The 24,374-nt window shown below is 58.8% G+C and carries 24 protein-coding genes and 1 pseudogene; 15 read left to right on the top strand and 10 right to left on the bottom strand.

Going from position 1 to position 24,374, the window contains the following annotated elements; translation table 11 throughout:
* The first annotated feature begins 2 nt into the window (after window positions 1-2).
* The 6 genes from wecB (at window position 3) to KU43P_RS20015 (ending at window position 8,232) form a co-directional block, all read left to right on the top strand.
* Complete coding sequence (wecB, locus tag KU43P_RS20040; RefSeq protein WP_317659181.1) at window positions 3-1,067, top strand: non-hydrolyzing UDP-N-acetylglucosamine 2-epimerase; 1,065 nt, start codon at window positions 3-5, stop codon at window positions 1,065-1,067.
* A 41-nt stretch (window positions 1,068-1,108) separates the two neighbouring features.
* Complete coding sequence (locus tag KU43P_RS20035) at window positions 1,109-2,350, top strand: glycosyltransferase family 4 protein (RefSeq protein WP_317659180.1); 1,242 nt, start codon at window positions 1,109-1,111, stop codon at window positions 2,348-2,350.
* Window positions 2,347-3,306 (top strand): NAD-dependent epimerase/dehydratase family protein, encoded by a 960-nt coding sequence (locus KU43P_RS20030; protein WP_317659179.1) that lies wholly within the window; start codon window positions 2,347-2,349, stop codon window positions 3,304-3,306. Before KU43P_RS20035 ends, KU43P_RS20030 begins: the two co-directional genes overlap by 4 nt.
* 64 nt (window positions 3,307-3,370) lie before the next feature.
* Window positions 3,371-4,390 (top strand): glycosyltransferase family 4 protein, encoded by a 1,020-nt coding sequence (locus tag KU43P_RS20025; RefSeq protein ID WP_317659178.1) that lies wholly within the window; start codon window positions 3,371-3,373, stop codon window positions 4,388-4,390.
* A 120-nt stretch (window positions 4,391-4,510) separates the two neighbouring features.
* Window positions 4,511-6,505: a nucleoside-diphosphate sugar epimerase/dehydratase gene (locus tag KU43P_RS20020; RefSeq protein WP_317663870.1), complete on the top strand. Its 1,995-nt coding sequence runs from the start codon at window positions 4,511-4,513 to the stop codon at window positions 6,503-6,505.
* Window positions 6,506-6,597: 92 nt separating this feature from the next.
* Window positions 6,598-8,232: a D-glucuronyl C5-epimerase family protein gene (locus tag KU43P_RS20015; RefSeq protein ID WP_317659177.1), complete on the top strand. Its 1,635-nt coding sequence runs from the start codon at window positions 6,598-6,600 to the stop codon at window positions 8,230-8,232.
* A gap of 563 nt (window positions 8,233-8,795) precedes the next feature.
* On the opposite strand, the gene KU43P_RS20010 is transcribed toward KU43P_RS20015, so the two are convergent.
* Window positions 8,796-9,377, bottom strand: a complete 582-nt coding sequence (locus tag KU43P_RS20010) for a hypothetical protein (RefSeq protein ID WP_317659176.1) — start codon at window positions 9,375-9,377, stop codon at window positions 8,796-8,798.
* A 180-nt stretch (window positions 9,378-9,557) separates the two neighbouring features.
* On the opposite strand from KU43P_RS20010, the gene rfbB reads away from it, so the two are divergent.
* The 3 genes from rfbB (at window position 9,558) to KU43P_RS19995 (ending at window position 12,040) form a co-directional block, all read left to right on the top strand.
* Window positions 9,558-10,640, top strand: a complete 1,083-nt coding sequence (rfbB, locus tag KU43P_RS20005) for a dTDP-glucose 4,6-dehydratase (RefSeq protein ID WP_317659175.1) — start codon at window positions 9,558-9,560, stop codon at window positions 10,638-10,640.
* Window positions 10,637-11,536, top strand: a complete 900-nt coding sequence (gene rfbA, locus KU43P_RS20000) for a glucose-1-phosphate thymidylyltransferase RfbA (RefSeq protein WP_317659174.1) — start codon at window positions 10,637-10,639, stop codon at window positions 11,534-11,536. The genes rfbB and rfbA overlap by 4 nt, the downstream gene beginning before the upstream one ends.
* A 171-nt stretch (window positions 11,537-11,707) precedes the next feature.
* Entirely contained in the window at window positions 11,708-12,040 is a 333-nt protein-coding gene (locus KU43P_RS19995) for a ComEA family DNA-binding protein (protein ID WP_317659173.1), read from the top strand.
* Between the two features lie 118 nt (window positions 12,041-12,158).
* On the opposite strand, the gene KU43P_RS19990 is transcribed toward KU43P_RS19995, so the two are convergent.
* Window positions 12,159-12,326: a DUF2897 family protein gene (locus tag KU43P_RS19990; protein WP_003252762.1), complete on the bottom strand. Its 168-nt coding sequence runs from the start codon at window positions 12,324-12,326 to the stop codon at window positions 12,159-12,161.
* 181 nt (window positions 12,327-12,507) lie between these two features.
* Here KU43P_RS19990 and pyrF point away from each other — a divergent pair, with 181 nt between their 5' ends.
* Window positions 12,508-13,209 carry an orotidine-5'-phosphate decarboxylase gene (pyrF, locus tag KU43P_RS19985; protein ID WP_317659172.1) on the top strand — a complete coding sequence of 234 codons (702 nt, stop codon included), beginning with the start codon at window positions 12,508-12,510 and terminating at the stop codon, window positions 13,207-13,209.
* A gap of 55 nt (window positions 13,210-13,264) precedes the next feature.
* On the opposite strand, the gene kdsA is transcribed toward pyrF, so the two are convergent.
* Together kdsA and KU43P_RS19975 are read right to left on the bottom strand one after the other, a co-directional pair.
* Window positions 13,265-14,107, bottom strand: a complete 843-nt coding sequence (gene kdsA / locus KU43P_RS19980) for a 3-deoxy-8-phosphooctulonate synthase (protein ID WP_317659171.1) — start codon at window positions 14,105-14,107, stop codon at window positions 13,265-13,267.
* A 188-nt stretch (window positions 14,108-14,295) separates the two neighbouring features.
* Complete coding sequence (locus tag KU43P_RS19975) at window positions 14,296-15,297, bottom strand: NADP-dependent oxidoreductase (protein ID WP_317659170.1); 1,002 nt, start codon at window positions 15,295-15,297, stop codon at window positions 14,296-14,298.
* Between the two features lie 170 nt (window positions 15,298-15,467).
* Between KU43P_RS19975 and KU43P_RS19970 the strand changes: the two genes are divergently transcribed.
* The 3 genes and pseudogenes from KU43P_RS19970 to KU43P_RS27110 all read left to right on the top strand — a co-directional run bounded on the left by KU43P_RS19970 (window position 15,468) and on the right by KU43P_RS27110 (window position 18,384).
* Window positions 15,468-16,229, top strand: a complete 762-nt coding sequence (locus tag KU43P_RS19970) for an SDR family oxidoreductase (RefSeq protein ID WP_317659169.1) — start codon at window positions 15,468-15,470, stop codon at window positions 16,227-16,229.
* A 214-nt stretch (window positions 16,230-16,443) separates the two neighbouring features.
* A pseudogene (locus tag KU43P_RS27115) lies at window positions 16,444-17,475 on the top strand (methyl-accepting chemotaxis protein); the annotation flags it as partial.
* Window positions 17,476-17,511: 36 nt separating this feature from the next.
* Window positions 17,512-18,384 carry a methyl-accepting chemotaxis protein gene (locus KU43P_RS27110; RefSeq protein WP_411567263.1) on the top strand — a complete coding sequence of 291 codons (873 nt, stop codon included), beginning with the start codon at window positions 17,512-17,514 and terminating at the stop codon, window positions 18,382-18,384.
* Window positions 18,385-18,489: 105 nt separating this feature from the next.
* Here the strand turns inward: KU43P_RS27110 and KU43P_RS19960 are convergent, their stop codons facing one another.
* On the bottom strand, window positions 18,490-19,680 hold the full coding sequence (locus tag KU43P_RS19960; RefSeq protein ID WP_317659167.1) for a benzoate/H(+) symporter BenE family transporter: 1,191 nt from the start codon (window positions 19,678-19,680) through the stop codon (window positions 18,490-18,492).
* Window positions 19,681-19,824: 144 nt separating this feature from the next.
* On the opposite strand from KU43P_RS19960, the gene KU43P_RS19955 reads away from it, so the two are divergent.
* Window positions 19,825-20,427, top strand: coding sequence for a glutathione S-transferase family protein (locus KU43P_RS19955; RefSeq protein ID WP_317659166.1), 603 nt, complete (start codon window positions 19,825-19,827; stop codon window positions 20,425-20,427).
* 114 nt (window positions 20,428-20,541) lie between these two features.
* Here KU43P_RS19955 and KU43P_RS19950 read toward each other — a convergent pair whose 3' ends face one another.
* The 5 genes from KU43P_RS19950 to KU43P_RS19930 all read right to left on the bottom strand — a co-directional run bounded on the left by KU43P_RS19950 (window position 20,542) and on the right by KU43P_RS19930 (window position 23,274).
* Window positions 20,542-20,913 (bottom strand): glutaredoxin, encoded by a 372-nt coding sequence (locus KU43P_RS19950; RefSeq protein WP_317659165.1) that lies wholly within the window; start codon window positions 20,911-20,913, stop codon window positions 20,542-20,544.
* A gap of 58 nt (window positions 20,914-20,971) precedes the next feature.
* Window positions 20,972-21,517: a GTP cyclohydrolase I FolE gene (gene folE / locus KU43P_RS19945; protein ID WP_054900422.1), complete on the bottom strand. Its 546-nt coding sequence runs from the start codon at window positions 21,515-21,517 to the stop codon at window positions 20,972-20,974.
* Window positions 21,518-21,587: 70 nt separating this feature from the next.
* The gene (locus KU43P_RS19940) at window positions 21,588-22,148 is read right to left on the bottom strand and encodes a Smr/MutS family protein (RefSeq protein WP_317659164.1); all 561 of its coding nucleotides are present in this window, start codon (window positions 22,146-22,148) and stop codon (window positions 21,588-21,590) included.
* Between the two features lie 142 nt (window positions 22,149-22,290).
* The gene (locus KU43P_RS19935) at window positions 22,291-22,611 is read right to left on the bottom strand and encodes a hypothetical protein (protein WP_317659163.1); all 321 of its coding nucleotides are present in this window, start codon (window positions 22,609-22,611) and stop codon (window positions 22,291-22,293) included.
* A 72-nt stretch (window positions 22,612-22,683) separates the two neighbouring features.
* Window positions 22,684-23,274, bottom strand: a complete 591-nt coding sequence (locus KU43P_RS19930) for a cysteine hydrolase family protein (protein ID WP_317659162.1) — start codon at window positions 23,272-23,274, stop codon at window positions 22,684-22,686.
* 179 nt (window positions 23,275-23,453) lie between these two features.
* Between KU43P_RS19930 and prmB the strand changes: the two genes are divergently transcribed.
* The gene (gene prmB, locus KU43P_RS19925) at window positions 23,454-24,362 is read left to right on the top strand and encodes a 50S ribosomal protein L3 N(5)-glutamine methyltransferase (RefSeq protein ID WP_317659161.1); all 909 of its coding nucleotides are present in this window, start codon (window positions 23,454-23,456) and stop codon (window positions 24,360-24,362) included.
* Window positions 24,363-24,374 lie beyond the last annotated feature (12 nt).

Below are 24,374 nucleotides of genomic sequence, written 5' to 3'. Positions count from 1 at the left end.
GAATGAAAGTTTTGACCATCATCGGTGCTCGCCCGCAGTTCATCAAGGCAAGTGTAGTCTCTAAGGCGATCCTTGAGCAGTCCAGTCTTTCGGAAGTCATCGTTCATACCGGCCAGCACTTTGATGCCAATATGTCGGACATTTTTTTCGAACAGCTCGGCATTCCCAAGCCTGACTATCAACTCGATATTCACGGGGGGACTCATGGGCAGATGACAGGGCGCATGCTGATGGAAATTGAATCCGTCATGCTGAAAGAGAAACCAGACCGTGTCCTGGTATATGGCGATACCAACTCTACCCTGGCCGGCGCCTTGGCTGCTGCAAAATTGCATATTCCCACCGCTCATATCGAGGCTGGGTTGCGCAGCTATAACATGCGGATGCCCGAGGAGATCAACCGAATCCTGACCGATCAGGTCAGTGATATCTTGTTCTGCCCAACCGATGTTGCAGTCGAAAACCTGCGCAAGGAAGGCTTTGAGGAAAAGCCGATCAAGATCCTGAATGTTGGGGACGTCATGCAGGACAGCGCGATGTTCTTTGCGCAGCGTGCTACAGCGCCCATCGGTCTCGATCAGCAGGAAGGCTTTGTCTTGACCACCTTGCATCGCGCTGAAAATACGGATGATCCTGTTCGACTGGCGTCGATTGTCCAGGCTTTGAACGAGATCAACCGTAACGTCGCACCTGTCATTCTTCCGCTGCATCCTCGTACCCGCGGCGTGATCGAGCGTCTGGGACTGAAGCTGGAAGTACAGGTCATCGATCCAGTTGGCTATCTGGAGATGATCGGACTGTTGCAGCGTTGTGGCCTGGTGCTCACCGATAGTGGCGGCGTTCAGAAAGAAGCGTATTTCTTCGGTAAGCCTTGCGTGACCATGCGTGACCAGACTGAATGGGTCGAGTTGGTAAGTTGTGGGGCCAACGTCCTGGTAGGTGCAGATCAACAAAAGATCGTGGCGTCTGTAAGCACCAGCATGGGCAAGCTGATTCAGGATGATGGCCAGCTTTACGGTGGGGGGCAAGCAGCTTCCAGAATTGCCGATACCTTGGCTCGGCTCTGAAGCCCGGTTTCACGCATCCAATATAGGATATAGCTAGTTTCATGAATGTCTGGTATGTACATCCCTACGCAGGCGGCCCGGGAATCGGTCGGTATTGGCGCCCTTATTATTTTTCTAAGTTTTGGAATCAGACAGGGCACCAATCAACCGTCATTACAGCAAGCTATCACCATTTGCTTGAGCCTGACGAGAAGCGACGGGGGACGCAGCATGTAAACGGAGCGCATTATTCGTACGTGCCGACACTGCGCTACCTGGGCAACGGTGTGGGGAGAATGCTCTCCATGTTCGTATTTGCCTTGATGCTGTTTCCGTTCTGCTTGTTTAAAGCGTTCAAACAGGGGCGACCAGACGCGATCATCTATTCTTCACCTCATCCATTCGGTGTGATCAGCTGCTGGCTTGCCGCACGTTGCTTGGGCTCGAAATTCGTCTTCGAAGTGCGGGATATCTGGCCTTTGAGTCTGATCGAACTCGGCGGGCTGAAGGCGACAAATCCTCTGGTGCGTGTTACTGGCTGGATAGAGCGCTTTGCATATGCCAGGTCCGACAAGGTCATTAGCCTGCTGCCCTGTGCGCAGGCTCACATGGTCGACAAGGGCTTGCGTGCGGAAAAGTTTCTCTGGATACCCAATGGCGTAGACAGCGCAGATATCTGCTCGCATTCCGACATGCACGCCAACGCTTTCGTGCAGCATGTCGCGAGTCTCAAGCAGCAGGGTGTTTTTGTCATTATCTATGCGGGTGCACACGGTGAGCCTAACGCACTGGAAGGTTTGGTGCGTTCTGCAAAGCTGCTGGTGGGAAGCGCGGTGCCCATCAGAATAATCCTTGTGGGCAAAGGAGAGCGCAAGGCGCAGCTCAAGGAGATCGCAGCGAGCGATGCCAGTGGATTGATCGAGTTCTTCGATCAGCAACCCAAGGAAGCCGTGATGGCTGCACTGAAGCTGGCATCGGCAGGATACATCTCGCTCAAGTCCGAGCCAATTTTCCGATTTGGCGTAAGCCCGAACAAGTTGTGGGACTACATGCTGGTCGGCTTACCGATCATCTTTGCCTGCAAAGCAGGTAATGATCCTGTTGGTGATTATCGCTGCGGGGTGACGGCTGATCCTGACTCTGCAGAAGATATCGCTGCAGCTGTGTCCAGGCTTCTGGGATTATCCGAGGCGCAACTGCGGGAGATGGGGCATAACGGACATGCTGCAGTGCTGGAGCATTATACCTACGAGCGGTTAGCCATGAATGTGTTGGCTGGGCTTGAGGATGGGCGGCTTACATGAAGCGAGTGATGGTAACGGGGGCTTCAGGCTTCGTCGGAGAGAGCCTGTGCAGTGAGCTTGTCCGGGCGGGTTATTCAGTTGTCGGTATCGTGAGGCATATTCAGAATCGGATTCCGTCGGTTGAATATATCGAAACGGATCTGACCCATGCAGATTCGCTCGCCCATGACTTCCCAAAGGTTGACTGCATCATTCATCTTGCGGGGCGTGCGCATGTCTTGAACGATGAGGCAGAAAATCCGCTTCAAGCCTTTCGAGAAGCAAACCGCGATGCCACAGCCCGCTTGGCCAATCGCGCACTCAGTGCAGGCGTAAAGCGCTTTGTTTTTGTCAGTTCCATTGGCGTAAATGGCAACCGAACGGAACAGTGTGCATTTACAGAGGCAAGTCCTCCGCAACCACATGCCCCCTACGCGATATCAAAGCTGGAAGCCGAAATCGAATTGGCTGCTCAACTGGAAGCCAAGGGAATGGAGCTGGTGATCGTCCGGCCTCCTTTGATTTACGCTTGTGATGCGCCTGGGAACTTCGGAAGGTTCATGCGGCTTATCGCCAAAGGATTTCCCCTGCCGTTGCGTCATGTCGGTAACTCGCGAAGCCTGATCTCACGAAACAACATGGTGGGCTTCCTGAAGCTGTGCATCGACCACCCTGGCGCTGCAGGCGAATTATTTCTGGTTGCAGATGGCCAGGATGTTTCCACTGCCGACATGGTCACGAGCCTTTGCCAAGGCATGGGAAAGCGTCCGCTGCTTATCCCATGTCCTGCCGCTCTGCTCAGGGTGGCGCTAGGGCTCCTGGGCAAGGCAAATATGTATGATCAGCTTTGTGGCTCACTTCAAATCGATGCGTCCAAAGCGCGTCGGTTGCTTGGATGGCGCCCCGAAGACACGACACCTGCTGCGCTGCAGGAGGCTGGCCGGCAATTCATTCATCGGCACAAAAAAGCTAAATGAGCGCCGGGAATTCGCATAATAACGCTGATAACAGCATTGGGTTCTGGAAAGGGTTTCCGTTTAAATGATGATCTGGTCTATAGCATCCTTGGCAGTATTGATACTGTCATTCATTGCCACGTGGGGCCTGCGTCGGTATGCGCTGACGGCAAAGCTGATGGATGTGCCCAATGCCCGTAGTTCGCATACCCTGCCCACGCCAAGAGGGGGAGGTGTCGCGATCGTCGCTGCATTCCTGGCGGCCCTGCTGTGGATGCTGGTATCTGGCCATATCGACCAGCATTGGGGGTGGGGGTTGATCGGGGCAGGTGCTGGTATCGCTCTTCTCGGTTTCCTTGATGATCATGGGCACATCGCAGCGCGATGGCGCTTGCTTGGCCATTTTCTCGCTGCAATATGGTTATTGATCTGGGTCGGCGGTTTTCCCCCTCTTGATGTATTCGGGACTGCTGTTGAACTCGGTTGGATCAGGCATGTGCTTGCCGCCTTTTATCTGGTGTGGATGCTCAATCTTTACAACTTCATGGACGGCATCGATGGTATCGCCAGCGTGGAGGCAATTGTCGTGTGTACCGGTGGGGCCCTGATCTACTGGCTCACTGGACACGCAGCGCTTGGGGGAGCGCCGTTGCTTCTCGCTTTCGCCGTTGCAGGTTTTCTGATCTGGAATTTCCCGCCAGCAAGAATTTTCATGGGCGATGCAGGGAGTGGGTTCCTTGGGGTGGTGATCGGGGCTCTATCGATTCAGGCGGCCTGGGCAGATCCTTCGCTCTTTTATAGTTGGTTGATCTTGCTTGGCGTTTTTGTCGTGGATGCCACCTGGACCCTGGTCCACCGTCTGGCGAGAGGCGAAAAGGTCTATGAGGCTCATCGTAGCCATGGCTATCAATTTGCCGCCCGCCGTAACGGTCGCCATCTGCCGGTGACACTGGGTGTTCTGTTCATTGATCTGTTGTGGCTGCTGCCGTTGGCAGTAGCGGTTGCCTTAGGTTGGTTGGATGGCTTGGTCGGCGTGCTGATTGCCTACGTTCCCTTGGGCATACTGGCGATTTTTTACAAGTCGGGCAGCGCAGAGAAATCCTGACCTGCGGTGAGGGCGGGACTCTAGTAGAATGATGGCAATGACGCCCGTCAGGGACTGTCTGATTGAGGAAGTTGACATCTGCAACTTGCTGTAGCTGCTCAGGTGAGGTTGAGTCGGATGATGGACAAATTTAGGTCACGGATGTTGGCGTTGCCTCGTCGCTATAAAAGAGCGATTCAGGTCGTAACAGATATTATATTGGTATGGTTGGCAATGTGGGCGGCGTTTGTTGTCCGCCTTGGTATTGATGATTTTATTGATACGGTTGTCAATCACGTGTGGTTGTTCGCCGCAGCGCCGGTCGTTGCTATCCCGATTTTTATCCGGTTCGGTATGTACCGTGCTGTCTTGCGGTATTTTGGTAACGATGCCTTGATTTTGATTGTCAAGGCGGTAAGTTTGTCCGCTTTGATATTGTCTCTTATCGTTTATTGGTACAGTAACCATAAAGTTATCGTGCCTCGCTCTATCATCTTCAACTATTGGTGGCTCAGTCTTGTACTGTTGGGCGGGCTGCGCCTGTTGATGCGTCAGTATTTCATCAAAGACTGGTATGCGACGACACAGCATGTCCCGTTCACCAATCGCCATGACAATTTGCCCAAGGTAGCAATTTATGGCGCCGGAGCGGCGGGTAACCAGCTTGTCGTCGCACTTCGGATGGGGCGCATGATGCGTCCTGTCGCTTTCATCGATGATGATGAAGATCTGGTGGGGCGAGTCATTTCCGGACTGCAAATCTTTCGAGGAAATGACATTCAGAAAATGATCGATATCACCGGGGCGGATGAGATTTTATTAGCTATTCCTTCTGCCAGTCGTGGTAGGCGCAAGGAGATACTCGGTGCCCTCGAAAATTTTCCGCTGCATGTTCGAAGCATTCCGGGATTCATGGATCTGGCCAGTGGTCGAGTTAAAGTAGATGATATTCAGGAGGTGGACATCGCCGATTTGCTCGGTCGTGATTCAGTCCCTGCGCAAGAAGACCTGCTGGCCCGCTGCATCAGTGGGCAGATAGTCATGGTTACCGGTGCTGGCGGGTCGATCGGCTCCGAACTTTGTCGTCAGATATTGGCACTGAGACCGAAGGTGCTGCTGCTGTTCGATCATAGTGAATTCAATCTTTATAGCATCCTGAGTGAGCTTGAGCAGCGAGTAAATCTTGAGTCCCTGCCAGTGCGAGTATTGCCATTCCTGGGGTCAGTAAGGAATCAGGGCCAACTGGCTGAGCTTATGACCATGTGGCGCGTGAACACTGTATATCACGCTGCCGCGTATAAACACGTTCCAATGGTAGAGCACAATATCGCCGAAGGTATTTTCAACAATACCATGGGTACGCTCTCTGCCGCGCAGGCTGCGCTGCAGGCCAATGTGGAAAACTTCGTCCTCATCTCAACCGACAAAGCTGTGCGTCCTACCAATGTGATGGGCAGTAGCAAGCGCTTGGCTGAGTTGATACTTCAGGCTTTGAGCCGAGAGCTTGCCCCGGTGCTGTATGGCGCTGACGCCAAAGTGGCGAGTGTCAACAAAACTCGGTTCACGATGGTGCGGTTTGGCAATGTTCTAGGGTCTTCGGGGTCGGTGATTCCACTCTTCCACAAGCAGATAAAGAACGGTGGCCCCCTTACGGTGACACACCCGAAAATTACCCGTTACTTCATGACCATCCCGGAGGCCGCGCAGTTGGTCATCCAGGCAGGTTCCATGGGGCAGGGTGGTGATGTTTTTGTACTGGACATGGGGGAGCCGGTTACCATCGCTCGGCTGGCCGAAAGAATGATTCATCTTTCCGGGTTGAGTGTGAAATCTGAAAAGAACCCGCGTGGTGATATTGCCATTGAGTTCACAGGGCTTCGCCCCGGGGAAAAGTTGTATGAGGAGCTTCTTATTGGCGACAATGTCGTCCCCACTCCTCATCCCATGATCATGAGTGCTGATGAAGACTTTTTACCTTGGGATGTGCTGAAGGAGAGGATCGATACTTTACTGTCGGCTGTTTCTCTCGAAGATTTTGGAGGTGTACGGCAGATCCTCAGGGAAACTGTCAATGGTTACACCCCGCATGGTGAAATTGTTGACTGGGTCCACCTTCAGCGTCGTCAGGATTCTTAACTACATACGTAGAGTGGCGGGGATGCTGGCAGGCGAGCGCGCTCTTTTGTAAATTGAAAAATTTGTTGAAGCTAGGGAATGTACGCTTAAAAATGAAAATTGCCTTTTTTTTGATTTCGATGCTGGCAGCGCTTGGTACAGCGCAGGCATCGGGGAAGTCTCTTGCTGCCGGTTCGGACGCAGAGCTTGCTCCCTATCTTTGGTCCTGGATGGATCCCGTCTCATTCACTGAGGAAGGATTGAAAAAGACTGTTGCAAAAAAAGATCCTCTCCGACCTTTTTTTTTAGCGTTTCGCTTATTAACCATTTACGAACGTACTGGTGATCAAAAGTCCCTTGAGAGCGCCAAGCGCACCCTGGATTACATGTTGGACGAGTACCAGCCAGCTGCACGAAATGCAGAAGGGATTCGCTGGTATTATGGATTCGATTATGACAAAGGGATTAAGGCACCATGGTGGTCGGGAATGGACGGCTTCTTTGGACCAATGACGCTTTTTGCGGGTTGGCAGGTGACCGGAGACGAGCGATATCGTGAGGCTGCTTTGAAGAGCGCCAAACTCATGTTGGAAGATCCGACCAAAGGGGGAGTGCTTTGGCGTGATGGTGGCTCATGTTGGATATCCGAGTACTCATGGAACGGTATGACTCGCGATAAGGAATACCATGTGCTTAATGGCCACCTTTGGGGGCTACAGGCGTTGTACATGCTTGCTGATGCTTCCAAGGACAAGGAGTTGAACGAGGCCTATCAGTGTGCGAGGGCAGGGACGGTCGAAAGATTGCATGACTACTATAACCCGGCCGGAAACTGGACTTGGTATCAACTTGTGCCAAAGGTTATCAATCCGACTCATTACAATACCATTGAGCTCGCTCAGTTTCGTGCGATGGCGTTGCTGACTGGTGATCCTGTTTATGATGAACCTTCTAAGCGCCGCGCAGAAATTTTCAAGAATGCCTATCCATTATCCTTGGTTAAAACCAAAAAGGGACTGGAGGTTCAGTTTTCTATGATGGGGGCGCCTAATTCCTATTGGACCGATACATACCCCGTTACGGTAAGTTGCTCCGTAGGCGGTAAAGAAGTGAAAGCAACCAATGCGAAAGTTTATAGTAAGGATCCGCTGGCTGATCGATTGATTTTGCGTTTGCCTGTCAAGGCCAAACCTAAAGCTTGTCAAGTTTCCATTCACAGCGGTGTTGATGTACCAATATATGAGCAGAAACAGTTTGACGTGGTTCAGTCAACCAGCAATGGTGATATTCCTGTCGCTTATACAGTGGCGCTGCAAGCAGCCGTAACCGACGATGGAAAAATTCTGGTCACTCCTGCATCGGGTGAAAATGCAACTGCTGGCGAGGGCAGAATTGTATTGAACGTGGATCGCGATGTATTGCCATCTCAGACACTCGCGCTTGTCATGACGTCAACTGAAGATGCTGTATTAGGTCTTATCGTAGATGATATAAAAGGACATCGGGCGTCTAGGTATTACCCAAGCCTTAAAGCCGGGAAAGACCATATTGTTGTCCTGAATATGCTCGGCTTCGATAAGGGGTCTGAGCTCGACAAACATATTTCAAAATTGTCGCTTCGGGTATATACGAAACCAGGAGCTTCTCCTTTAAAGGTTTCGATCAAAGAACTCACAGTTATCAGAAATACACTGGATCTGGCGGATTTCATGACTCGCCATGCTGATGCGAATTTTCCTCAGCAGTAATTAATAGAGTTAAAGCCCTGCATGGAGGTGGGGCTTTGTTCTAAGTGTGATGAAAGGTTCTTCAGTGTGTAAAGAGATGGTTGCATGTGAGTGGTAAGATCTCTCGCCTTCTTTGGCTGTTGTACCTAGGTTGGCGCTAGTCTACATACTTTTAATATTGATGGCGCTTTATCGTTATTTTCTTCGCATGTCTTACTGAAGAGGGATCGAATTGGTCTTTCGCTGCGCCGGATTTTAGAGGGTTTACGTTGGGGGTATGCAAAAAATGCGGACGCCACACGGATGAGTCGAGCGAAGCCTGGTTTACACATCCAACCGCACTGTCTGCTTCACCATTTGGGATTTGGATGATAAGGCACTGTGAGTGCATTTCATGCCTTCCAGAAAGTTTCGGCACTTTTTAATATCGGTTTAAACCTCACTGCAAGCTCTATAAAAGCTCGGGTCCTGATGCATGGCGAATGCGTATGTCGACATCTAGTACAGAGCCCACCTTTGGTCGCCAAGGCCTAAGGTGGAATTTGCACTTTCATGCGATCTTGCCGATGTTTGAACTCAAATTTTTATGGGCTGGGGATGTTTGTTGTCTGAACGTTTTCTTCCAGAGTCATTTCATCGCCAAGTGTCGGAGCATGAAAGGTCACTAAGTAGTGGTCAAGATTATTGAGGTCCCGACCAAAGTCAACAGCGACTTCTTGAGTGTTCCACTTGAAATCTTCAACCTCATACGAGGCACCTGAACTCAGTTTTACCCAGCGAGAAGTGCTCGTTGCCGGCTTCCCAAGCCTATCAGTCAACATCTCTTTAACCAGATACAAATTACCGGCTTTCCCCGTCAACACCAACTGCCTGACCCCACCATCAACAACGGTGGCAAACAGCTTATAACCCGGCGAAATAGGCAGATACGGTAACCCCCGCACCTCAAAGCGCCCCGGTTTCTTGGTTTCAACCCGGCAAGGCTCGTCGGGACTGTCATCTCCCGCCGCACACTCCGGTACTTCGGCCAAGAAGTCTCCCTGCAGATCAACCCCCAGGAACGCACTAGGCGTCACCACCCGGTCACCGACCTGTGCTGACTGTGCCCAAACAGGCACGGAAGCAAACAAGGCCGCAAGTGCGACCGTAGAGGTAATGGATGTCATGGACTGTCCCTGTAAGCCAAGTGGGCTTTTCCTGAGAAGGGTTCGTATTCTGCCCCGCTGGCAATGACAGAACAACTGTCAAAACGTGAACAGCGTCTTACCGCCACACACTTGCAGCATTCCCGTCTAGAATTGCGCCAGCTATCTTCAAACCGAAACACACGAGAAGCGTTCTAGCCTATGACAATCCTGGTAACCGGCGGTGCTGGCTTCATCGGTGCGAATTTCGTCCTGGATTGGGTAAGCCAGTCAGGCGAAACCCTCGTCAATCTGGACAAGCTGACCTACGCCGGCAACTTGCAGAGCCTGGCCAGCCTGGAGGGCAACGCGCAGCATGTTTTCGTGCACGGTGATATCGGTGACGGCCCGCTGGTACAGCGCCTGCTGGCCGAATACCGCCCCCGTGCCGTACTCAATTTTGCCGCCGAGTCGCACGTCGACCGCTCCATCCACGGGCCGCAGGCCTTCGTCGAAACCAACGTGGTGGGTACTTTCCAGTTGCTGGAAGCGGTGCGCGGTTACTGGCAAAGCCTGCATGAGGCTGATCGCGCCGAGTTCCGTTTGCTGCATGTGTCAACCGACGAGGTCTATGGCTCGCTGACAGCCGGGGAGCCGGCGTTTACCGAAACGCATCAGTACCAGCCAAACAGCCCTTATTCTGCAAGCAAGGCGGCCAGCGATCACCTTGTGCGCGCCTACCACCACACCTACGGCCTGCCCGTGCTGACCACCAACTGCTCGAACAACTACGGGCCACTGCATTTCCCGGAAAAACTCATTCCCCTGATGATCGTCAACGCACTGGCCGGCAAGCCGCTGCCGGTGTATGGCGATGGTCAGCAGATTCGCGACTGGCTGTACGTCAAAGACCATTGCAGCGCCATCCGCCGGGTGCTGGAAGCCGGCACGGTGGGCGAGGTGTACAACGTTGGCGGCTGGAACGAGAAGCCCAACCTCGAGATCGTCAGGTGCGTTTGCACCTTGCTGGACGAACTGCGTCCGCGGGCTGACGGCAAGCCCTATGCGGCGCAGATCACCTACGTCGCCGACCGCCCTGGCCACGACCGACGCTATGCCATCGATGCTCGCAAGCTGGAGCGCGAGCTGGGCTGGAAACCGGCCGAGACCTTCGAAACCGGTATCCGCAAGACGGTGCAGTGGTACCTGGATAACGCCGCCTGGGTCGAGGGCGTGCAGTCGGGCAGTTATCGCGAATGGGTAGAAAAGAACTACAGCGGCCGTTCAGGGAAGCACGACACATGAGCACGATCAAACCACGCAAAGGCATCATTCTGGCGGGCGGCTCGGGTACGCGCCTGCACCCGGCGACACTGGCGATTTCCAAGCAGCTGCTGCCGGTGTATGACAAACCGATGATCTACTACCCGTTGACCACGCTGATGCTGGCGGGTATCCGCGACATCCTGATCATCTCCACGCCGATGGACACACCGCGCTTTGAGCAGTTGCTGGGCGATGGCCACCAGTGGGGCATCAACATCACCTATGCGGTGCAGCCTTCGCCGGACGGCCTGGCACAGGCCTTCATCATTGGTGAAAGCTTCATCGGCAACGACCTGTCGGCGCTGGTGTTGGGGGACAACATCTACTACGGCCACGATTTCCACAAGTTGCTCGACGGTGCCATGGCGCGTAGCGAAGGGGCGAGTGTATTCGCCTACCATGTGACCGACCCCGAGCGCTACGGCGTGGTCGAGTTCGACGGCCATGGCAGGGCCGTCAGCCTGGAGGAAAAGCCACAACAGCCAAAGTCCAACTATGCGGTGACCGGGCTGTATTTCTACGACCAGGACGTGATCGAGATGGCCAAGGGGCTCAAGCCATCGCCACGTGGCGAGCTGGAGATCACCGACATCAACCGACTCTACATGGAGCGCGGACAATTGTCGGTGGAGGTCATGGGCAGGGGCTATGCCTGGCTCGATACCGGCACCCATGATTCATTGCTTGAAGCCAGCGGTTACATCGCCACCCTCGAGCGCCGGCAGGGCCTCAAGGTCGCATGCCCGGAAGAAATGGCCTTCCGCCAGCAGTGGATCGGTGCGGAGCAGTTGCAAGCGCTGGCCGAGCCGATGCGCAAGAACGGCTATGGCCAATACCTGCTGCGCCTGCTGCGTGATCCTGTCCTGCAGGGTTGAAGGTATCGTGCACGCCTGCCGTAGGATGTTTCTTCGGCAGGTGTGCAACATGCTGTGACGTCTGATTTGGTAACCATTGCCCGCTGGGAACAACTGCCTGTGTGCCGCTAGTTTGTAGGTGCAGCCAAGGAAACTGGCTGTCCGAAACCTCAACTCACAGGAGTGACCCTCATGCGCAATACCGTCCTCAACTACCTGCTATTGCCTCTGTTCGCCGGCTTGTCGTTTTCCCTCAACGCGGCGCCGGGGGCTGCGACGGTGCCGACTGAGCCAGTACCGCTGGTTAGCCAGGTACAGGCGTCGGTGCAACGCTTGAACTTGAATGCCGCCGATGCATCGACGTTGCAGAAGGAACTGAACGGGATTGGCAAAGCCAAGGCCGAGGCGATCGTGGCGTATCGGGAGGCCAATGGGCCATTCGCCACGGTGGACGAACTGCTCGAAATCAAGGGAATAGGCAGCGCGCTGCTGGAGCGAAATCGCGACAGGCTAATGGTGGAGTAGTGGTGTAATCGCCTGCTCCTTGTGGGATCCGGCTTGCCGGCGATCGGGCCAGCCCGGTTTCTTGTCTGTGCTGGCCTCATCGCCGGCAGCCGGCTCCCACAGGGGGCTCCGATCTCGGTTATCGGTCCTGCGCATCCTTGGCATCCGCCTCGGCATTACGCTCATGCACCTTGCGCAGCTGCTCCTCGGTCAGTGGCAGTTTCTTCGCCGTATCGCGCAGCATCATCAGCCCGCCAACAATCGAGCCGAGGGCTATGATGAGTATCAGCCAGGCATACCAGGGCATTGTCGTTCTCCTGTGAACATTGCGGGCGTCGCTTGTATGAAATTTGAGCGATAGCCCTGACCATTGGTTCAATTATAGGAGCCACGCCCGGCCGGGCCAATTCTGATGACCCGCGGCCCCCAAAGCCTGTGCCACTTCGTTTACAATGCGCGCCGATTTCGACTTGCCAAGAGACCCGACCATGTCCGCCTGCCAGACGCCCCTGATCGTCGCCCTGGATTTCCCCACCCGTGACGCCGCCCTCAAGCTCGCCGACCAGCTCGACCCAGCCCTGTGCCGGGTGAAGGTGGGCAAAGAGCTGTTCACCAGCAGCGCTTCGGGCATTGTCGAGACCTTGTGTGCGAAGGGCTTTGAAGTGTTCCTCGACCTCAAGTTCCACGACATTCCCAACACCACCGCCATGGCTGTCAAGGCAGCGGCCGAGATGGGTGTGTGGATGGTCAACGTGCACTGTTCCGGTGGCCTGCGCATGATGTCGGCCTGCCGCGAAGTGCTGGACAAGCGCAGCGGCGCGCAGCCTCTGCTGATCGGCGTTACCGTGCTGACCAGCATGGAGCGCGAAGACCTGGCGGGTATCGGCCTGGATGTCGACCCACAAGAGCAGGTATTGCGCCTGGCGGCGCTGGCCGAGAAGGCAGGCATGGACGGCCTGGTGTGCTCGGCACTGGAAGCACCGGCCTTGAAGGCTGCGCATCCGTCGCTGCAATTGGTCACTCCGGGTATTCGCCCAGCAGGTAGCGCGCAAGATGACCAGCGCCGCATTCTGACCCCGCGCCAGGCACTGGATGCAGGTTCCGATTACCTCGTGATCGGTCGTCCGATCAGCCAGGCGGCCGACCCAGCCCAGGCGCTGGCGGCGGTGGTGGCCGAGATTCGCGGCTGAATCACCCCCAAAAAAATGGGGCTGCAATGCAGCCCCATTTTTTTTATTCCGTCCTTCAGGCAATAACCAGAGGCGGGAACGACTTGACCAGGTCGTCCAGCGCCTTGATCTGCGCCAAAAACGGCTCCAGCTTGTCCAGCGGCAGCGCGCTCGGGCCATCGCACTTGGCCTGGTCCGGGTTCGGGTGCGCCTCCAGGAACAGGCCCGCCAGGCCAACACCCATGCCAGCACGGGCCAGGTCGACGACCTGCTCGCGGCGGCCACCCGAGGCAGCGCCCGACGGGTCGCGGTTCTGCAGGGCGTGGGTCACGTCGAAGATGATCGGCAGGTTGTCGCAGGTGCGCTTCATCACGCCGAAACCGAGCATGTCGACGACCAAGTTGTCGTAGCCCATGCAGGTGCCGCGGTCGCAGAGAATCAGCTGGTCGTTACCGGCTTCCTTGAACTTCTGCACGATGTTCTGCATCTGCGAAGGGCTCAGGAACTGCGGCTTCTTGATGTTGACCGGCTTGCCGGTCTTGGCCAGGGCAACCACCAGGTCGGTCTGGCGGGCCAGGAAGGCGGGCAGCTGCAGCACATCGACCACTTCGGCGACGGGCGCGCACTGGTGGATCTCGTGCACGTCAGTGATGATCGGAACGCCAAACTCGGCCTTCACTTTCTCGAAGATGCGCAGGCCTTCTTCCATGCCCGGGCCACGGTAGGAGTGGATCGAGGAGCGGTTGGCCTTGTCGAAGCTGGCTTTGAAGACATAGGGGATGCCCAGCTTCTGAGTGACGCGCACGTACTCTTCACAGGCCTTGAGGGCCAGGTCTTCTGATTCGAGGACATTGATGCCGCCGAAGAGGACGAAGGGTGCGCTGTTGGAGCACTCGATGGTCGGGGTGATCTTGATCATGTTCTTTCTCTGCAAATCCCAGTCACTGGTTTCAGTGGCGATGGGTGATCTTACAAGATCTGGGTGAGCAAAGCTTGCGCGATCCCTGTGGCAACCGGCTTGCCGGCGATTAGGCTCCGAGCCGATGTTGGCCTGGACCGGCCTCATCGCCGGCAAGCCGGCTCCCACAGAGGAGAGGTGCTTTCGGGTTAGACCTTCAGCACCAACTTGCCGAAGTTCTCCCCGCTGAACAGCTTGAGCAGCGTCTCGGGGAAGGTCTCCAGGCCGTCCACCACATCTTCCTTGCTCTTGACCTTGCCGCTGGCCAGCCACCCGGCAATCTCTTGCGCGGCCTTGCCATAGTCCTTGGCGTGGTCCATCACCACGAACCCTTCCATCCGCGCGCGGTTAACCAGCAGCGCCAAGTAGTTGGCCGGGCCCTTGACCGCTTCCTTGTTGTTGTACTGGCTGATGGCGCCGCAGATCACGATGCGGGCCTTGAAGTTGATGCGGGTGAGCACCGCGTCGAGGATCTCGCCGCCCACGTTGTCGAAGTACACATCCACACCCTTGGGGCATTCGCGCTTGAGGCCGGTGAGCACGTCCTCGGCCTTGTAGTCGATGACGCCGTCAAACCCCAGTTCGTCCTTGAGGTACTGGCATTTCTGCGCGCCACCGGCGATGCCGACCACGTGGCAGCCCTTGAGCTTGGCGATCTGGCCAACGATGCTGCCGACCGCGCCCGCTGCGCCGGAGATGACCACGGTGTCGCCGGCCTTGGGCTGGCCAACGTCGAGCAGGGCGAAGTAGGCGGTCATGCCCGTCATGCCCAGTGCCGAGAGGTAGCGCGGCAGTGGGGCGAGGCTTGGGTCGATCTTGTGCAGGCCCTGGGGTTCGCCGGTGAAGTAGTCCTGCACGCCGAGAGCGCCGCTGACATGGTCACCCGGCTTGTAGTCGGGGTGTTCGGAAGCCACCACCTCGCCCACGCCGAGGGCGCGCATCACCTGGCCGAGCGCCACGGGTGGGATGTACGACTTGCCTTCGTTCATCCAGCCGCGCATGGCTGGGTCCAGCGACAGGTACAGGTTGCGCACCTGGATCTGGCCCGCGGCAGGCGCGTCGGCAGGCACCGTCTCGAAGGTGAAGTCGTCGCGGCGCACGGCACCGACCGGGCGTTTGGCTAGCAGGAAGCGGCGGTTGCTCTGGGTCATGGCAGGTCCTTTTCGCAGTAGGCGGAGCGGTCAATTTAACGTGCTGATGCAAACGGGTCCGCAAAATCACTGGTAAGCATGGTAGCCCAACCGTTGCCCTGATGATGCTGCCCAGCCGGGTGGTGGGCTGACTAGACTCATGGCCGATATTTCAAGATCGGGAGCAACCCATGAGCATGACCTTTTCCGGCCAGGTAGCCCTGGTCACCGGTGGCGGGGCAGGTATTGGCCGTGCAACGGCGCTGGCCTTTGCCCGCGAGGGGCTGAAGGTGGTGGTGGCCGACCTCGACCCGGCGGGCGGCGAGGCAACGGTGGCGCAAATCCTTGCGGCGGGCGGCGAGGCGCTGTTCGTGGCGTGCGATGTGACCAAGGACGCCGACGTGCGCCATTTGCATGAGCGGGCCATCCAGGCCTACGGCCGCCTGGACTACGCCTATAACAACGCCGGTATCGAGATCGAACAGGGCCGTCTGGCCGAGGGCAGCGAGGCAGAGTTCGATGCCATCATGGGGGTCAACGTCAAAGGCGTGTGGCTGTGCATGAAGTACCAGTTGCCGCTGCTGTTGGCGCAAGGTGGCGGGGCGATCGTCAACACCGCGTCGGTAGCTGGCTTGGGTGCGGCGCCGAAGATGAGCATCTACAGCGCCTCCAAGCATGCGGTGATTGGCCTGACCAAGTCGGCGGCTATCGAGTATGCCAAGAAGGGTATCCGGGTGAATGCCGTGTGCCCGGCGGTGATCGATACCGACATGTTCCGCCGCGCCTATGAGGCCGACCCGCGCAAGGCCGAGTTCGCCGCCGCCATGCACCCGGTCGGGCGCATCGGTAAGGTCGAGGAGATTGCCAGTGCCGTACTCTACCTGTGCAGCGACGGTGCGGCGTTCACCACCGGGCATAGCCTGACGGTGGATGGCGGGGCTACCGCAATCTGAGTGATCCGGTGACGGGCTGCGGATCAATGTCGCTAACAGGCAGGACACCCGTGCCCAAGCCTTGCTTCAGCATGCAGGGCGACCTTCAGCACGCTGAAAACGACACGTACATAGCGATTTGACACTATTGTGGCGTCAAACGCTTGTGCGTGGGGCGGCAAGGTTGCCACGCTTGGCCCTCGGGAAAACCTGACAAGGTGAAGGGGGATCGGCGATGGCGGCGAGCAGGCACGGTGTTCTGGCCAACCTGGGCATGGCCCGCAAGATGGGCCTGGGTTTTGCCCTGGTATTGCTGCTGACCCTGGCAGTGGCGGCCATCGGCATCGCCGCCTTGCACGGTGTCGGCCAGCGCTTCGACAGCCTGCGCGAACTGGGCCAGTTCAACACCGATCTTTTGCGCTTGCGCCAGCACGAGCAGGCCTTCGCCTTGCGCTCCGACAGCGAAGAGGCCGAGGCCTTGCGCAGCGGCTTGCGCAACTTGGGCGAGCGTGTCCGTAGCATGCCGGCGCTGGCCGACGCCGAAGCTGAGCTGGGGGCTTATGGCCAGGCATTCGACGCCTTCGTCGAGGTGGTGCAGGCCAAGGAGCTGGCGCTGGACATGGCCAGTTGGTCGGTGTCCAGCGTGGCCAACAACCTCGATGTGATGCAGGCGGGCTTGGCCGATGATGGCGCCTACACCCTCAAGCAGTCCCAGGGCCAGCAAGGCAGTGAATTTCTCGAACAGTCCGCGCAGGTGGCGCAGGTGTCGCGGCTGATGCTGCAGGCCATGGACCAGGCTCGGGTGCGCCTGGAGCAGAGCCGCAAGGGCGAGGCGGACGCCAGCCAGGGGCGTATCGCCCAGACAGTCGAGGCTGCCGCCTTGGTCGATCAGCTCAAGGCGAGCGTTGCCGATGCCGGTTATCAGGGTGTGTTGGGCGAGGTAGCCGGGCACATCGCCAGTTTCTCCGACAAGCTCAACGAATACACCGACCTGCTGGGCAAGGAGCAAGGCCTCAAGGCGCAGTTGCAGGCCAGTGCCGAGCAGGTCACTCGGCGGGTCGAGCAAGCCTACGTTGGCCAAGAGCAAGTAATGCAAGGCGAGCTGACCCGCAATGCCATGGCCATCGCTGCGGCGACCGGCCTGGCACTGCTGGTGGGCGTGCTGGCCGGCTGGTTGATCACCCGCGCGGTGGTCGGCCCGCTCAAGCGTGTGATCGCTCGGGCCCAGCGCATTGCTGGCGGGGAATTGGGGCTGGAGCCTGAGGCGGCGCGTAATGATGAAGTCGGCCAGTTGCTGCAGGCCATGCAGCACATGGCCGCTGGCCTGTCGGGCATCGTCAGTGGTTTGCAGCAGGGTATCGAGCAACTGGCAGGCAGCGCCCAGGCGCTTTCGGCGGTCACCGAGCAGACCAACCGCGAAGTGGGCAGCCAGAAGGAAGAGACCGAGCAGGTGGCCACTGCCATGCAACAGATGACAGCCACCGTGCACGATGTGGCGCGCAATGCCGAAGAGGCAGCGCTGGCCGCCCAGGCTGCCGATGCCAAGGTCGATTCCGGCCAGCAGGTGCTGCGTCAAAGCATGCAGCGCATCGAGCAACTGGCGGCGGCGGCGGAAACCGCCAGTGCCGGCATCGACAGCCTGAGTGCCGAAATCCATACCATCGGCGATGTATTGGCCGTGATCAAAAGCGTGGCCGAACAGACCAACCTGCTGGCGCTCAACGCGGCAATCGAAGCGGCGCGGGCGGGCGAGCAAGGGCGTGGCTTTGCGGTGGTGGCCGACGAGGTGCGGGCCCTGGCCCGGCGCACACGGCAATCGACCGAGGAGATCGAGCGGCTGGTTGCTAGCCTGCGCGGCAACGCCCAGCAGTCGGTGTCGCAGATACGCGGCAGTGCCGAGCTGGTGCGCCTGGCCGTGGCTGACGCGCTGCACACCGAAAGTGCCTTGGGCAGCATTGCGGCGGCGGTGTCGTTGATTCAGCAGATGAACCAGCAGATTGCCGCGGCTGCCGAACAGCAGAGTTCGGTGGCTGAAGAGATCAGCCGCAGTGTCACGCAGATTCGTGGGAGTGCCGATCAGGCGGCGTTGGCTATGCAGGACAATGCGCGGTCCAGTATCGAGCTGGCGCAGTTGGGCAGCGACCTGAAGGGGATGGTGGGGCATTTCCGTTTGTGATCGCTGCATCGGCCCTATCGCCGGCAAGCCGGCTCCCACAACGGATCCATCGCCCTTGTGCCAGCCGGCTTGCCGGCGATAGGGCCGGTACAGTCAACCCTGCGGTCAGGCCCTGCGCGGGCTGAGAATCAACAGGCTCAGAACTCCTGCCACAATCCCCCAGAACGCCGACCCGATCGAGAACAGGGTAAACCCCGATGCCGTCACCATGAAGGTAATCAGCGCCGCCTCTCGCTCGCGCGCCTCGCCCATGGCCACTGTCAGCCCATTCATGATCGAGCCGAACAGCGCCAGTGCGGCAATCGACAGCACCAACTCCTTCGGCAATGCCGCGAACAATGCCGCCAGCGTCGCCCCGAACACCCCGGCAATCCCGTAGAAAATCCCGCACCACACGGCCGCGGTGTAACGCTTGCTCGGGTCTTCATGGGCATGCGGCCCGGTGCAGATGGCCGCGCTGATCGCCGCCAGGTTGACCCCGTGCGAGCCGAAAGGCGCCAGCAGCAGTGAAGCAAACCCGGTGGCCGAGATCAGCGGTGAGGCTGGTACCTGGTAACCATCTGCGCGCAGCACCGCCACCCCTGGCATGTTCTGCGAGGTCATGGCTACCACGAACAAAGGGATACCGATACTGATGGTCGCCGCAAGAGAGAAACTCGGTGTGGTCCACACCGGCGTTGCCACTTCCAGCCTGAAACCGCTGAAGTCCAGCAGGCCCAGTGTGCCGGACAGCGCCGTGCCCACCAGCAATGCGGCCAGCACGCAGTAACGGGGCGACAGGCGCTTGACCAGCAGGTAGCTGAAGAACATCCCCAGCACCAGCAGCGTGCGGTGCTGCGCGGCGACGAAGATCTCGCTGCCGATCTTGAACAGGATGCCGGCCAGCAAGGCCGACGCCAGTGACGCGGGAATACGTTTGACCAGGCGCTCGAAGCTGCCGGTCAGGCCGCAGATGAGTACCAGTATCGCGCAGGTAATGTAGGCGCCGATGGCTTCGGGGTAGCTGACCCCGCCCAGGCTGGTGATCAGCAGCGCCGCGCCAGGTGTCGACCAGGCGATGGTGATCGGCGTGCGGTAGCGCAACGACAGGCCGATGCTGCCCACCGCCATGCCGATCGACAGCGCCCAGATCCAGGATGAGATTTGGGCGCTGGTCAGGCCCGCTGCCTGGCCGGCCTGGAACATCAGCACCAGTGAGCTGGTATAGCCGGTGAGCATGGCGATGAAGCCGGCGACCACCGCCGACGGGGAGCTGTCTGCCAGGGGCCGCAGGCGTGCGGAGGTGGCATCGGTCATGGGATGAGTCCTTGTCCATGTGTAAGCAGTTTTTTCAGACTAACGCGGGCACACGTGATCCTTGTCATACAGCGGGCATTGCTTTTAGCCGTACAGTCGCCAACTATTGGGCCCTGACGCGCAACTGCATGGGAGGGGAGGGGCATGTACAAGGTCTATGGCGATTACCAGTCCGGCAACTGCTACAAGGTCAAGCTGATGCTGAGCCTGCTGGACCGGCCGTACGAGTGGCACCCGGTGGACATTCTCAAGGGCGAGACCGAAACGCCCGAGTTCCTGGCCATGAACCCCAACGGCAAGGTGCCGGTGCTGCAGCTCGAGGACGGCACGTGCCTGTGGGAGTCCAACGCCATCCTCAACTTCCTGGCCGATGGCAGCGAGTTCCTGCCCAGCGAGCCGCGCTTGCGGACCCAGGTGCTGCAGTGGCAGTTCTTCGAGCAGTACAGCCATGAGCCGTACATTGCCGTGGCGCGGTTCATCCAGTTCTACCTGGGCCTGCCGGACGAGCGTGTGGAGGAGTACCGCAAGCTGCACAAGGGCGGGTACAAGGCGCTGAGGGTGATGGAGCGGCAGTTGCAGATGACGCCGTACCTGGTGGGCGACCAGTATTCGATTGCCGATGTGGCGCTGTATGCGTACACCCATGTGGCGCATCAGGGTGGGTTCGAGCTGGCGGATTATCCGGCGGTGCGGGCCTGGCTGGCCAGGGTGGCTAGCCATCCGCGGCATGTGCCGATGGTGGACTGAGACTGTACCGGCCTCATCGCCGGCAAGCCGGCTCCCACAGGTAACCCACCGCTCTCAGGCTTGGTGGCGTACTTGTGGGAGCCGGCTTGCCGGCGATGAGGCCGACGCGATGTATCAGACCGACGCGAACCGCTTGTCCAGGTAGGCAATGATGGCCTTGGACTCATACATCCAGGTCACCTGGCCTGCCTCTTCGATGCGCAGGCACGGCACTTTCACTCGCCCGCCACCTTCGAGCAGCGCCTGGCGGTGCACCTCGTCATTCTTGGCATCGCGCAGCGCCACCGGCACGTTCAACCGGTGCAGGGTGCGGCGGGTCTTGACGCAGAATGGGCACGCATGGAACTGGTACAGCGCAAGGCCCTTGGCCTGTTGCGCGACGTGGGCCTGGGCCGTGGCATCGCGCTTGCGCTTGGCCGGGCGGCTGATCCAGTCGCCGAATACGATGAGCTGGCCGAGGCCGACCCGCAAGGCTTTGACGATCATGGGCAACTCCTGAAAAGAAAAAGCCGACCCCACAGGGTCGGCTCGGGTCACGCGCCGATCACTTGATCAGGCTGAGGAACTCGCTGCGGGTGGCGGCGTTTTCGCGGAACTCGCCGAGCATCACCGAGGTGAGCATGGTCGAGTTCTGCTTCTCGACACCGCGCATCATCATGCACATGTGCTTGGCTTCGATGACCACTGCCACACCGGCAGCGCCGGTGACCTGCTGCACGGCCTCGGCGATCTGGCGGCTGAGGTTTTCCTGGATCTGCAGGCGGCGGGCATACATGTCGACGATTCGTGCGACCTTCGACAGGCCCAGCACCTTGCCCTTGGGCAGGTAGGCCACGTGGGCCTTGCCGATGAAGGGCAGCATGTGGTGTTCGCACATCGAGTACAGCTCGATGTCCCGGACCAGCACCATTTCGCTGTTGTCGGAGGTGAACAGGGCGCCGTTGGTGACTTCTTCCAGCGTCTGCTCATAACCGCGGCAAAGGTACTTCATGGCCTTTGCAGCCCGCTTGGGCGTGTCGAGCAGGCCCTCACGGGAGACGTCCTCGCCGAGTTGGCTGAGGATCTCGGTATAGTTCTGTTCCAGGGACATGGATCTACCTGTGGGAAAAAATCGCAAAAACGAAGGGTACGGCGGCAAAGCCTACGCTGCAAGCGTGGCGTTACTCGTCGCGGCCTTCCATCATGGTTCGCTTGAGCATTACATACACCGCCCCGGTGCCGCCGTGGCGGGCCTGGCAGGAGGTAAAGCCTAGCACTTGGGGGTGCTGGCGCAGCCAGGTGTTGACGTGGCTCTTGATCATCGGCCGCTTGCCGTCCAGGCGTGCCGCCTTGCCGTGGGTCACGCGCACGCAGCGCACTTCCAGCTTGGTGGCCTCGGCGATGAAGTCCCACAGGGTCTCGCGGGCTTTTTCCACGCTCATGCCGTGAAGGTCGAGGCTGCCTTCGAAGGCGATCTGGCCGAGCTTGAGCTTGCGGATCTGGGTTTCCTGCACGCCGTCGCGGCGCCACATCAGCTCGTCTTCGGCGCCGACGTCGATGACGAACTGGTCGGACAGCCCGTCGATCACCAGCGGCTGGTCACTGCGCACGGTCGCGGCCTGGCGCAGGCCGGCCAGCTGCTTGCGGTCGGCCTTGGGTTTGCCGACATCGGCGCGATCGTGCTTGATCGGCTTGACGCCGCGCACCTCGGCGCTGAACAGGGAAAAATCATCGTCTTGCATGCTGCCTCCACGTGGGCGGCGTAGTTTACGCCATCAGCCTTGTGGCGTCAGTACCGGCCTCATTGCCGGCAAGCCAGCTCCCACGGGTGCGCCACAAAGCCTGTGGGAACCGGCTTGCCGGCGATAGGGCTAGAGAAGCTGTTCAGTCGTGCTTTTTCATCAGGTGCGGCGACAGGTTCAGCTCTCGCCCGCGACGCAAACGAATACGGCTGCGCCGCCAGAACCTCACCCCGAAGTACAGCAGCAGCAGCCCGGCCACCGTGATCACCGCAGCCAGCGGCCGGTTGGCATTGAGTTCGGCCAGGGCCGTGTAGTTGCCGAGCAGCCCGGCGAAGCCGGCCATGGCCAGCAGCACGCCGAGCGTGGCGAGCAGGGCCGACAGGCCAGCCGCCAGGCGAGCGCCCCAGTTGCGCGGTTCGCGTGGGCGCAGGCGTTTGGCGTCGAAACTGCCTTTTAGCTTCATTCCGATTTCCTCTGTGGACATCGGGAATTGGACCGGCCGCCTGCCTTCGGGTTCCGCCTGGCTGCCGGGCGGTCAGATCAGGCTGGCGGTCGGGGCGACACAGGCGAAGTTGTCGGCCATCACGGCCATTTCGCATTCATGAATCTGCGCGGCGGGAATCACCCGATCCTTCAGTGCCAGGTCGCGGGTTGCCGACCCGTCTTCCACCAGGGTGCAACGATAACCATAGTCCTTGGCCCGGCGAACCGTGGTGCTGACACTGGAATGGCTCATGAAACCGCAGACGATCAGGTCCAGGTGACCCAGCGCCTGCAGGGTTTCGTGCAGCTTGGTGTTCTTGAATGCGTTGGGCATGCGTTTTTCGATGACGATTTCACCCTCGCGCGGCTCCAGGCCAGGGATGAACTCGCCGGCCGGGCCCTGCGGGTCGAAGCGGCCGCCAACGGTGCCGAGGTGGCGGACATGGATGATCGGACGGCCAGCCTTGCGGGCGGCGTCGAGCAACCTGGCGATGTTGGCCACGGCCTCGTCCATGCCCGACAGCGCGAGAGGGCCACTGAGGTACTCTTTTTGCGCATCGATGATGATCAGGCTGGCTTGGCTCAGCTTGGCCGGCGGGTAGTCGCGGCCAGTGAGGCGGAACATCGTGGTTGGAACGGACATCAAGGGCTCCTTGGGTAGGGCTTTTGTATACCTATTCTCCCTTGCCTTGGCGCCAATGGGAATGGTTGACATCGTAAGCGGCGTGGTTACTGGCCTGTGGCTAGCTGCAGGGCGATTCGCGGCAACAAATGTGCGGGTAGGGCTGTTAGACTTTTGTCCGGTCTGAATAGGAGTACCCCGTGATCACATCTCGTCTGCGCACGTTGCGCGACCATATCCGCTGGGCGGTCAGCCGCTTCCATGAGCACGAGCTGTTCTTCGGCCACGGTGCCGACAATGCCTGGGACGAAGCGCGCCTGCTGGTGTTGGGTGCCGTGCACCTGCCGTGGGAGGTGGCCGACAGCTACCTGGACTGCCAGCTCGAGGACGATGAGCGTGTACGCCTGCAGCACCTGCTCAAACGCCGCATCGAAGACCGTGTGCCGACCGCCTACCTGTTGGGCGAGGCGTGGTTCTGCGGCATGTCGTTCATCGTCGACGAGCGCGTGCTGGTGCCTCGTTCGCCGATCGGCGAGCTGATCGAGAAGCGCTTCGAGCCTTGGCTGGCCGCCGAGCCTGCGCGCATCCTCGACCTGTGCACCGGCTCCGGTTGCATCGGTATCGTTGCCGCCGAAGTGTTCCCCGAGGCTGAAGTGGTGCTGGCCGACCTGTCCTTCGAGGCGCTCGAAGTGGCCAACCAGAATATCGAGCGTCATGGCCTGGAAGAGCGCGTGTACACCGTGCAGGGCGATGGTTTCGGCGGCCTGCCGGGGCAGCGTTTCGATTTGATCCTGTCCAACCCACCGTATGTGGATGCCGAGGATTTCGGCGACATGCCGGCGGAGTATCACCATGAGCCGGAAATGGGCCTGGCCTGCGGCAATGACGGCCTGGACCTGGTGCGGCGGATGCTGGCCGAGGCGGCCGAGCACCTGAGCGAGAAGGGCTTGCTGATCGTCGAGGTGGGCAACAGCCAGGTACATGTCGAGGCGCTGTACCCCGAGGTCGATTTCACCTGGCTGGAGTTCGAGCGCGGTGGGCATGGGGTGTTCATGCTGACTGCCGAGCAGTGCCGGCAGCATCAGGAGTTGTTCAAGGCTCGCGTCTGAGGGTGAATCTGG

The sequence above is a fragment of the Pseudomonas sp. KU43P genome, from assembly GCF_033095865.1.
In the GTDB taxonomy this organism is placed as follows: domain Bacteria; phylum Pseudomonadota; class Gammaproteobacteria; order Pseudomonadales; family Pseudomonadaceae; genus Aquipseudomonas.
This window is presented reverse-complemented; position numbering and strand designations above follow the sequence as displayed.

What these genes read in the sequence shown, in the direction of transcription:
- wecB (WP_317659181.1), top strand. Translation starts at nt 3, where the DNA reads ATGAAAGTTTTGACCATCATCGGTGCTCGCCCGCAGTTCATCAAGGCA.
- KU43P_RS20035 (WP_317659180.1), top strand. Translation starts at nt 1,109, where the DNA reads ATGAATGTCTGGTATGTACATCCCTACGCAGGCGGCCCGGGAATCGGT.
- KU43P_RS20030 (WP_317659179.1), top strand. Translation starts at nt 2,347, where the DNA reads ATGAAGCGAGTGATGGTAACGGGGGCTTCAGGCTTCGTCGGAGAGAGC.
- KU43P_RS20025 (WP_317659178.1), top strand. Translation starts at nt 3,371, where the DNA reads ATGATGATCTGGTCTATAGCATCCTTGGCAGTATTGATACTGTCATTC.
- KU43P_RS20020 (WP_317663870.1), top strand. Translation starts at nt 4,511, where the DNA reads ATGGACAAATTTAGGTCACGGATGTTGGCGTTGCCTCGTCGCTATAAA.
- KU43P_RS20015 (WP_317659177.1), top strand. Translation starts at nt 6,598, where the DNA reads ATGAAAATTGCCTTTTTTTTGATTTCGATGCTGGCAGCGCTTGGTACA.
- KU43P_RS20010 (WP_317659176.1), bottom strand. Translation starts at nt 9,377, where the DNA reads ATGACATCCATTACCTCTACGGTCGCACTTGCGGCCTTGTTTGCTTCC.
- rfbB (WP_317659175.1), top strand. Translation starts at nt 9,558, where the DNA reads ATGACAATCCTGGTAACCGGCGGTGCTGGCTTCATCGGTGCGAATTTC.
- rfbA (WP_317659174.1), top strand. Translation starts at nt 10,637, where the DNA reads ATGAGCACGATCAAACCACGCAAAGGCATCATTCTGGCGGGCGGCTCG.
- KU43P_RS19995 (WP_317659173.1), top strand. Translation starts at nt 11,708, where the DNA reads ATGCGCAATACCGTCCTCAACTACCTGCTATTGCCTCTGTTCGCCGGC.
- KU43P_RS19990 (WP_003252762.1), bottom strand. Translation starts at nt 12,326, where the DNA reads ATGCCCTGGTATGCCTGGCTGATACTCATCATAGCCCTCGGCTCGATT.
- pyrF (WP_317659172.1), top strand. Translation starts at nt 12,508, where the DNA reads ATGTCCGCCTGCCAGACGCCCCTGATCGTCGCCCTGGATTTCCCCACC.
- kdsA (WP_317659171.1), bottom strand. Translation starts at nt 14,107, where the DNA reads ATGATCAAGATCACCCCGACCATCGAGTGCTCCAACAGCGCACCCTTC.
- KU43P_RS19975 (WP_317659170.1), bottom strand. Translation starts at nt 15,297, where the DNA reads ATGACCCAGAGCAACCGCCGCTTCCTGCTAGCCAAACGCCCGGTCGGT.
- KU43P_RS19970 (WP_317659169.1), top strand. Translation starts at nt 15,468, where the DNA reads ATGAGCATGACCTTTTCCGGCCAGGTAGCCCTGGTCACCGGTGGCGGG.
- KU43P_RS27110 (WP_411567263.1), top strand. Translation starts at nt 17,512, where the DNA reads ATGCAGCACATGGCCGCTGGCCTGTCGGGCATCGTCAGTGGTTTGCAG.
- KU43P_RS19960 (WP_317659167.1), bottom strand. Translation starts at nt 19,680, where the DNA reads ATGACCGATGCCACCTCCGCACGCCTGCGGCCCCTGGCAGACAGCTCC.
- KU43P_RS19955 (WP_317659166.1), top strand. Translation starts at nt 19,825, where the DNA reads ATGTACAAGGTCTATGGCGATTACCAGTCCGGCAACTGCTACAAGGTC.
- KU43P_RS19950 (WP_317659165.1), bottom strand. Translation starts at nt 20,913, where the DNA reads ATGATCGTCAAAGCCTTGCGGGTCGGCCTCGGCCAGCTCATCGTATTC.
- folE (WP_054900422.1), bottom strand. Translation starts at nt 21,517, where the DNA reads ATGTCCCTGGAACAGAACTATACCGAGATCCTCAGCCAACTCGGCGAG.
- KU43P_RS19940 (WP_317659164.1), bottom strand. Translation starts at nt 22,148, where the DNA reads ATGCAAGACGATGATTTTTCCCTGTTCAGCGCCGAGGTGCGCGGCGTC.
- KU43P_RS19935 (WP_317659163.1), bottom strand. Translation starts at nt 22,611, where the DNA reads ATGAAGCTAAAAGGCAGTTTCGACGCCAAACGCCTGCGCCCACGCGAA.
- KU43P_RS19930 (WP_317659162.1), bottom strand. Translation starts at nt 23,274, where the DNA reads ATGTCCGTTCCAACCACGATGTTCCGCCTCACTGGCCGCGACTACCCG.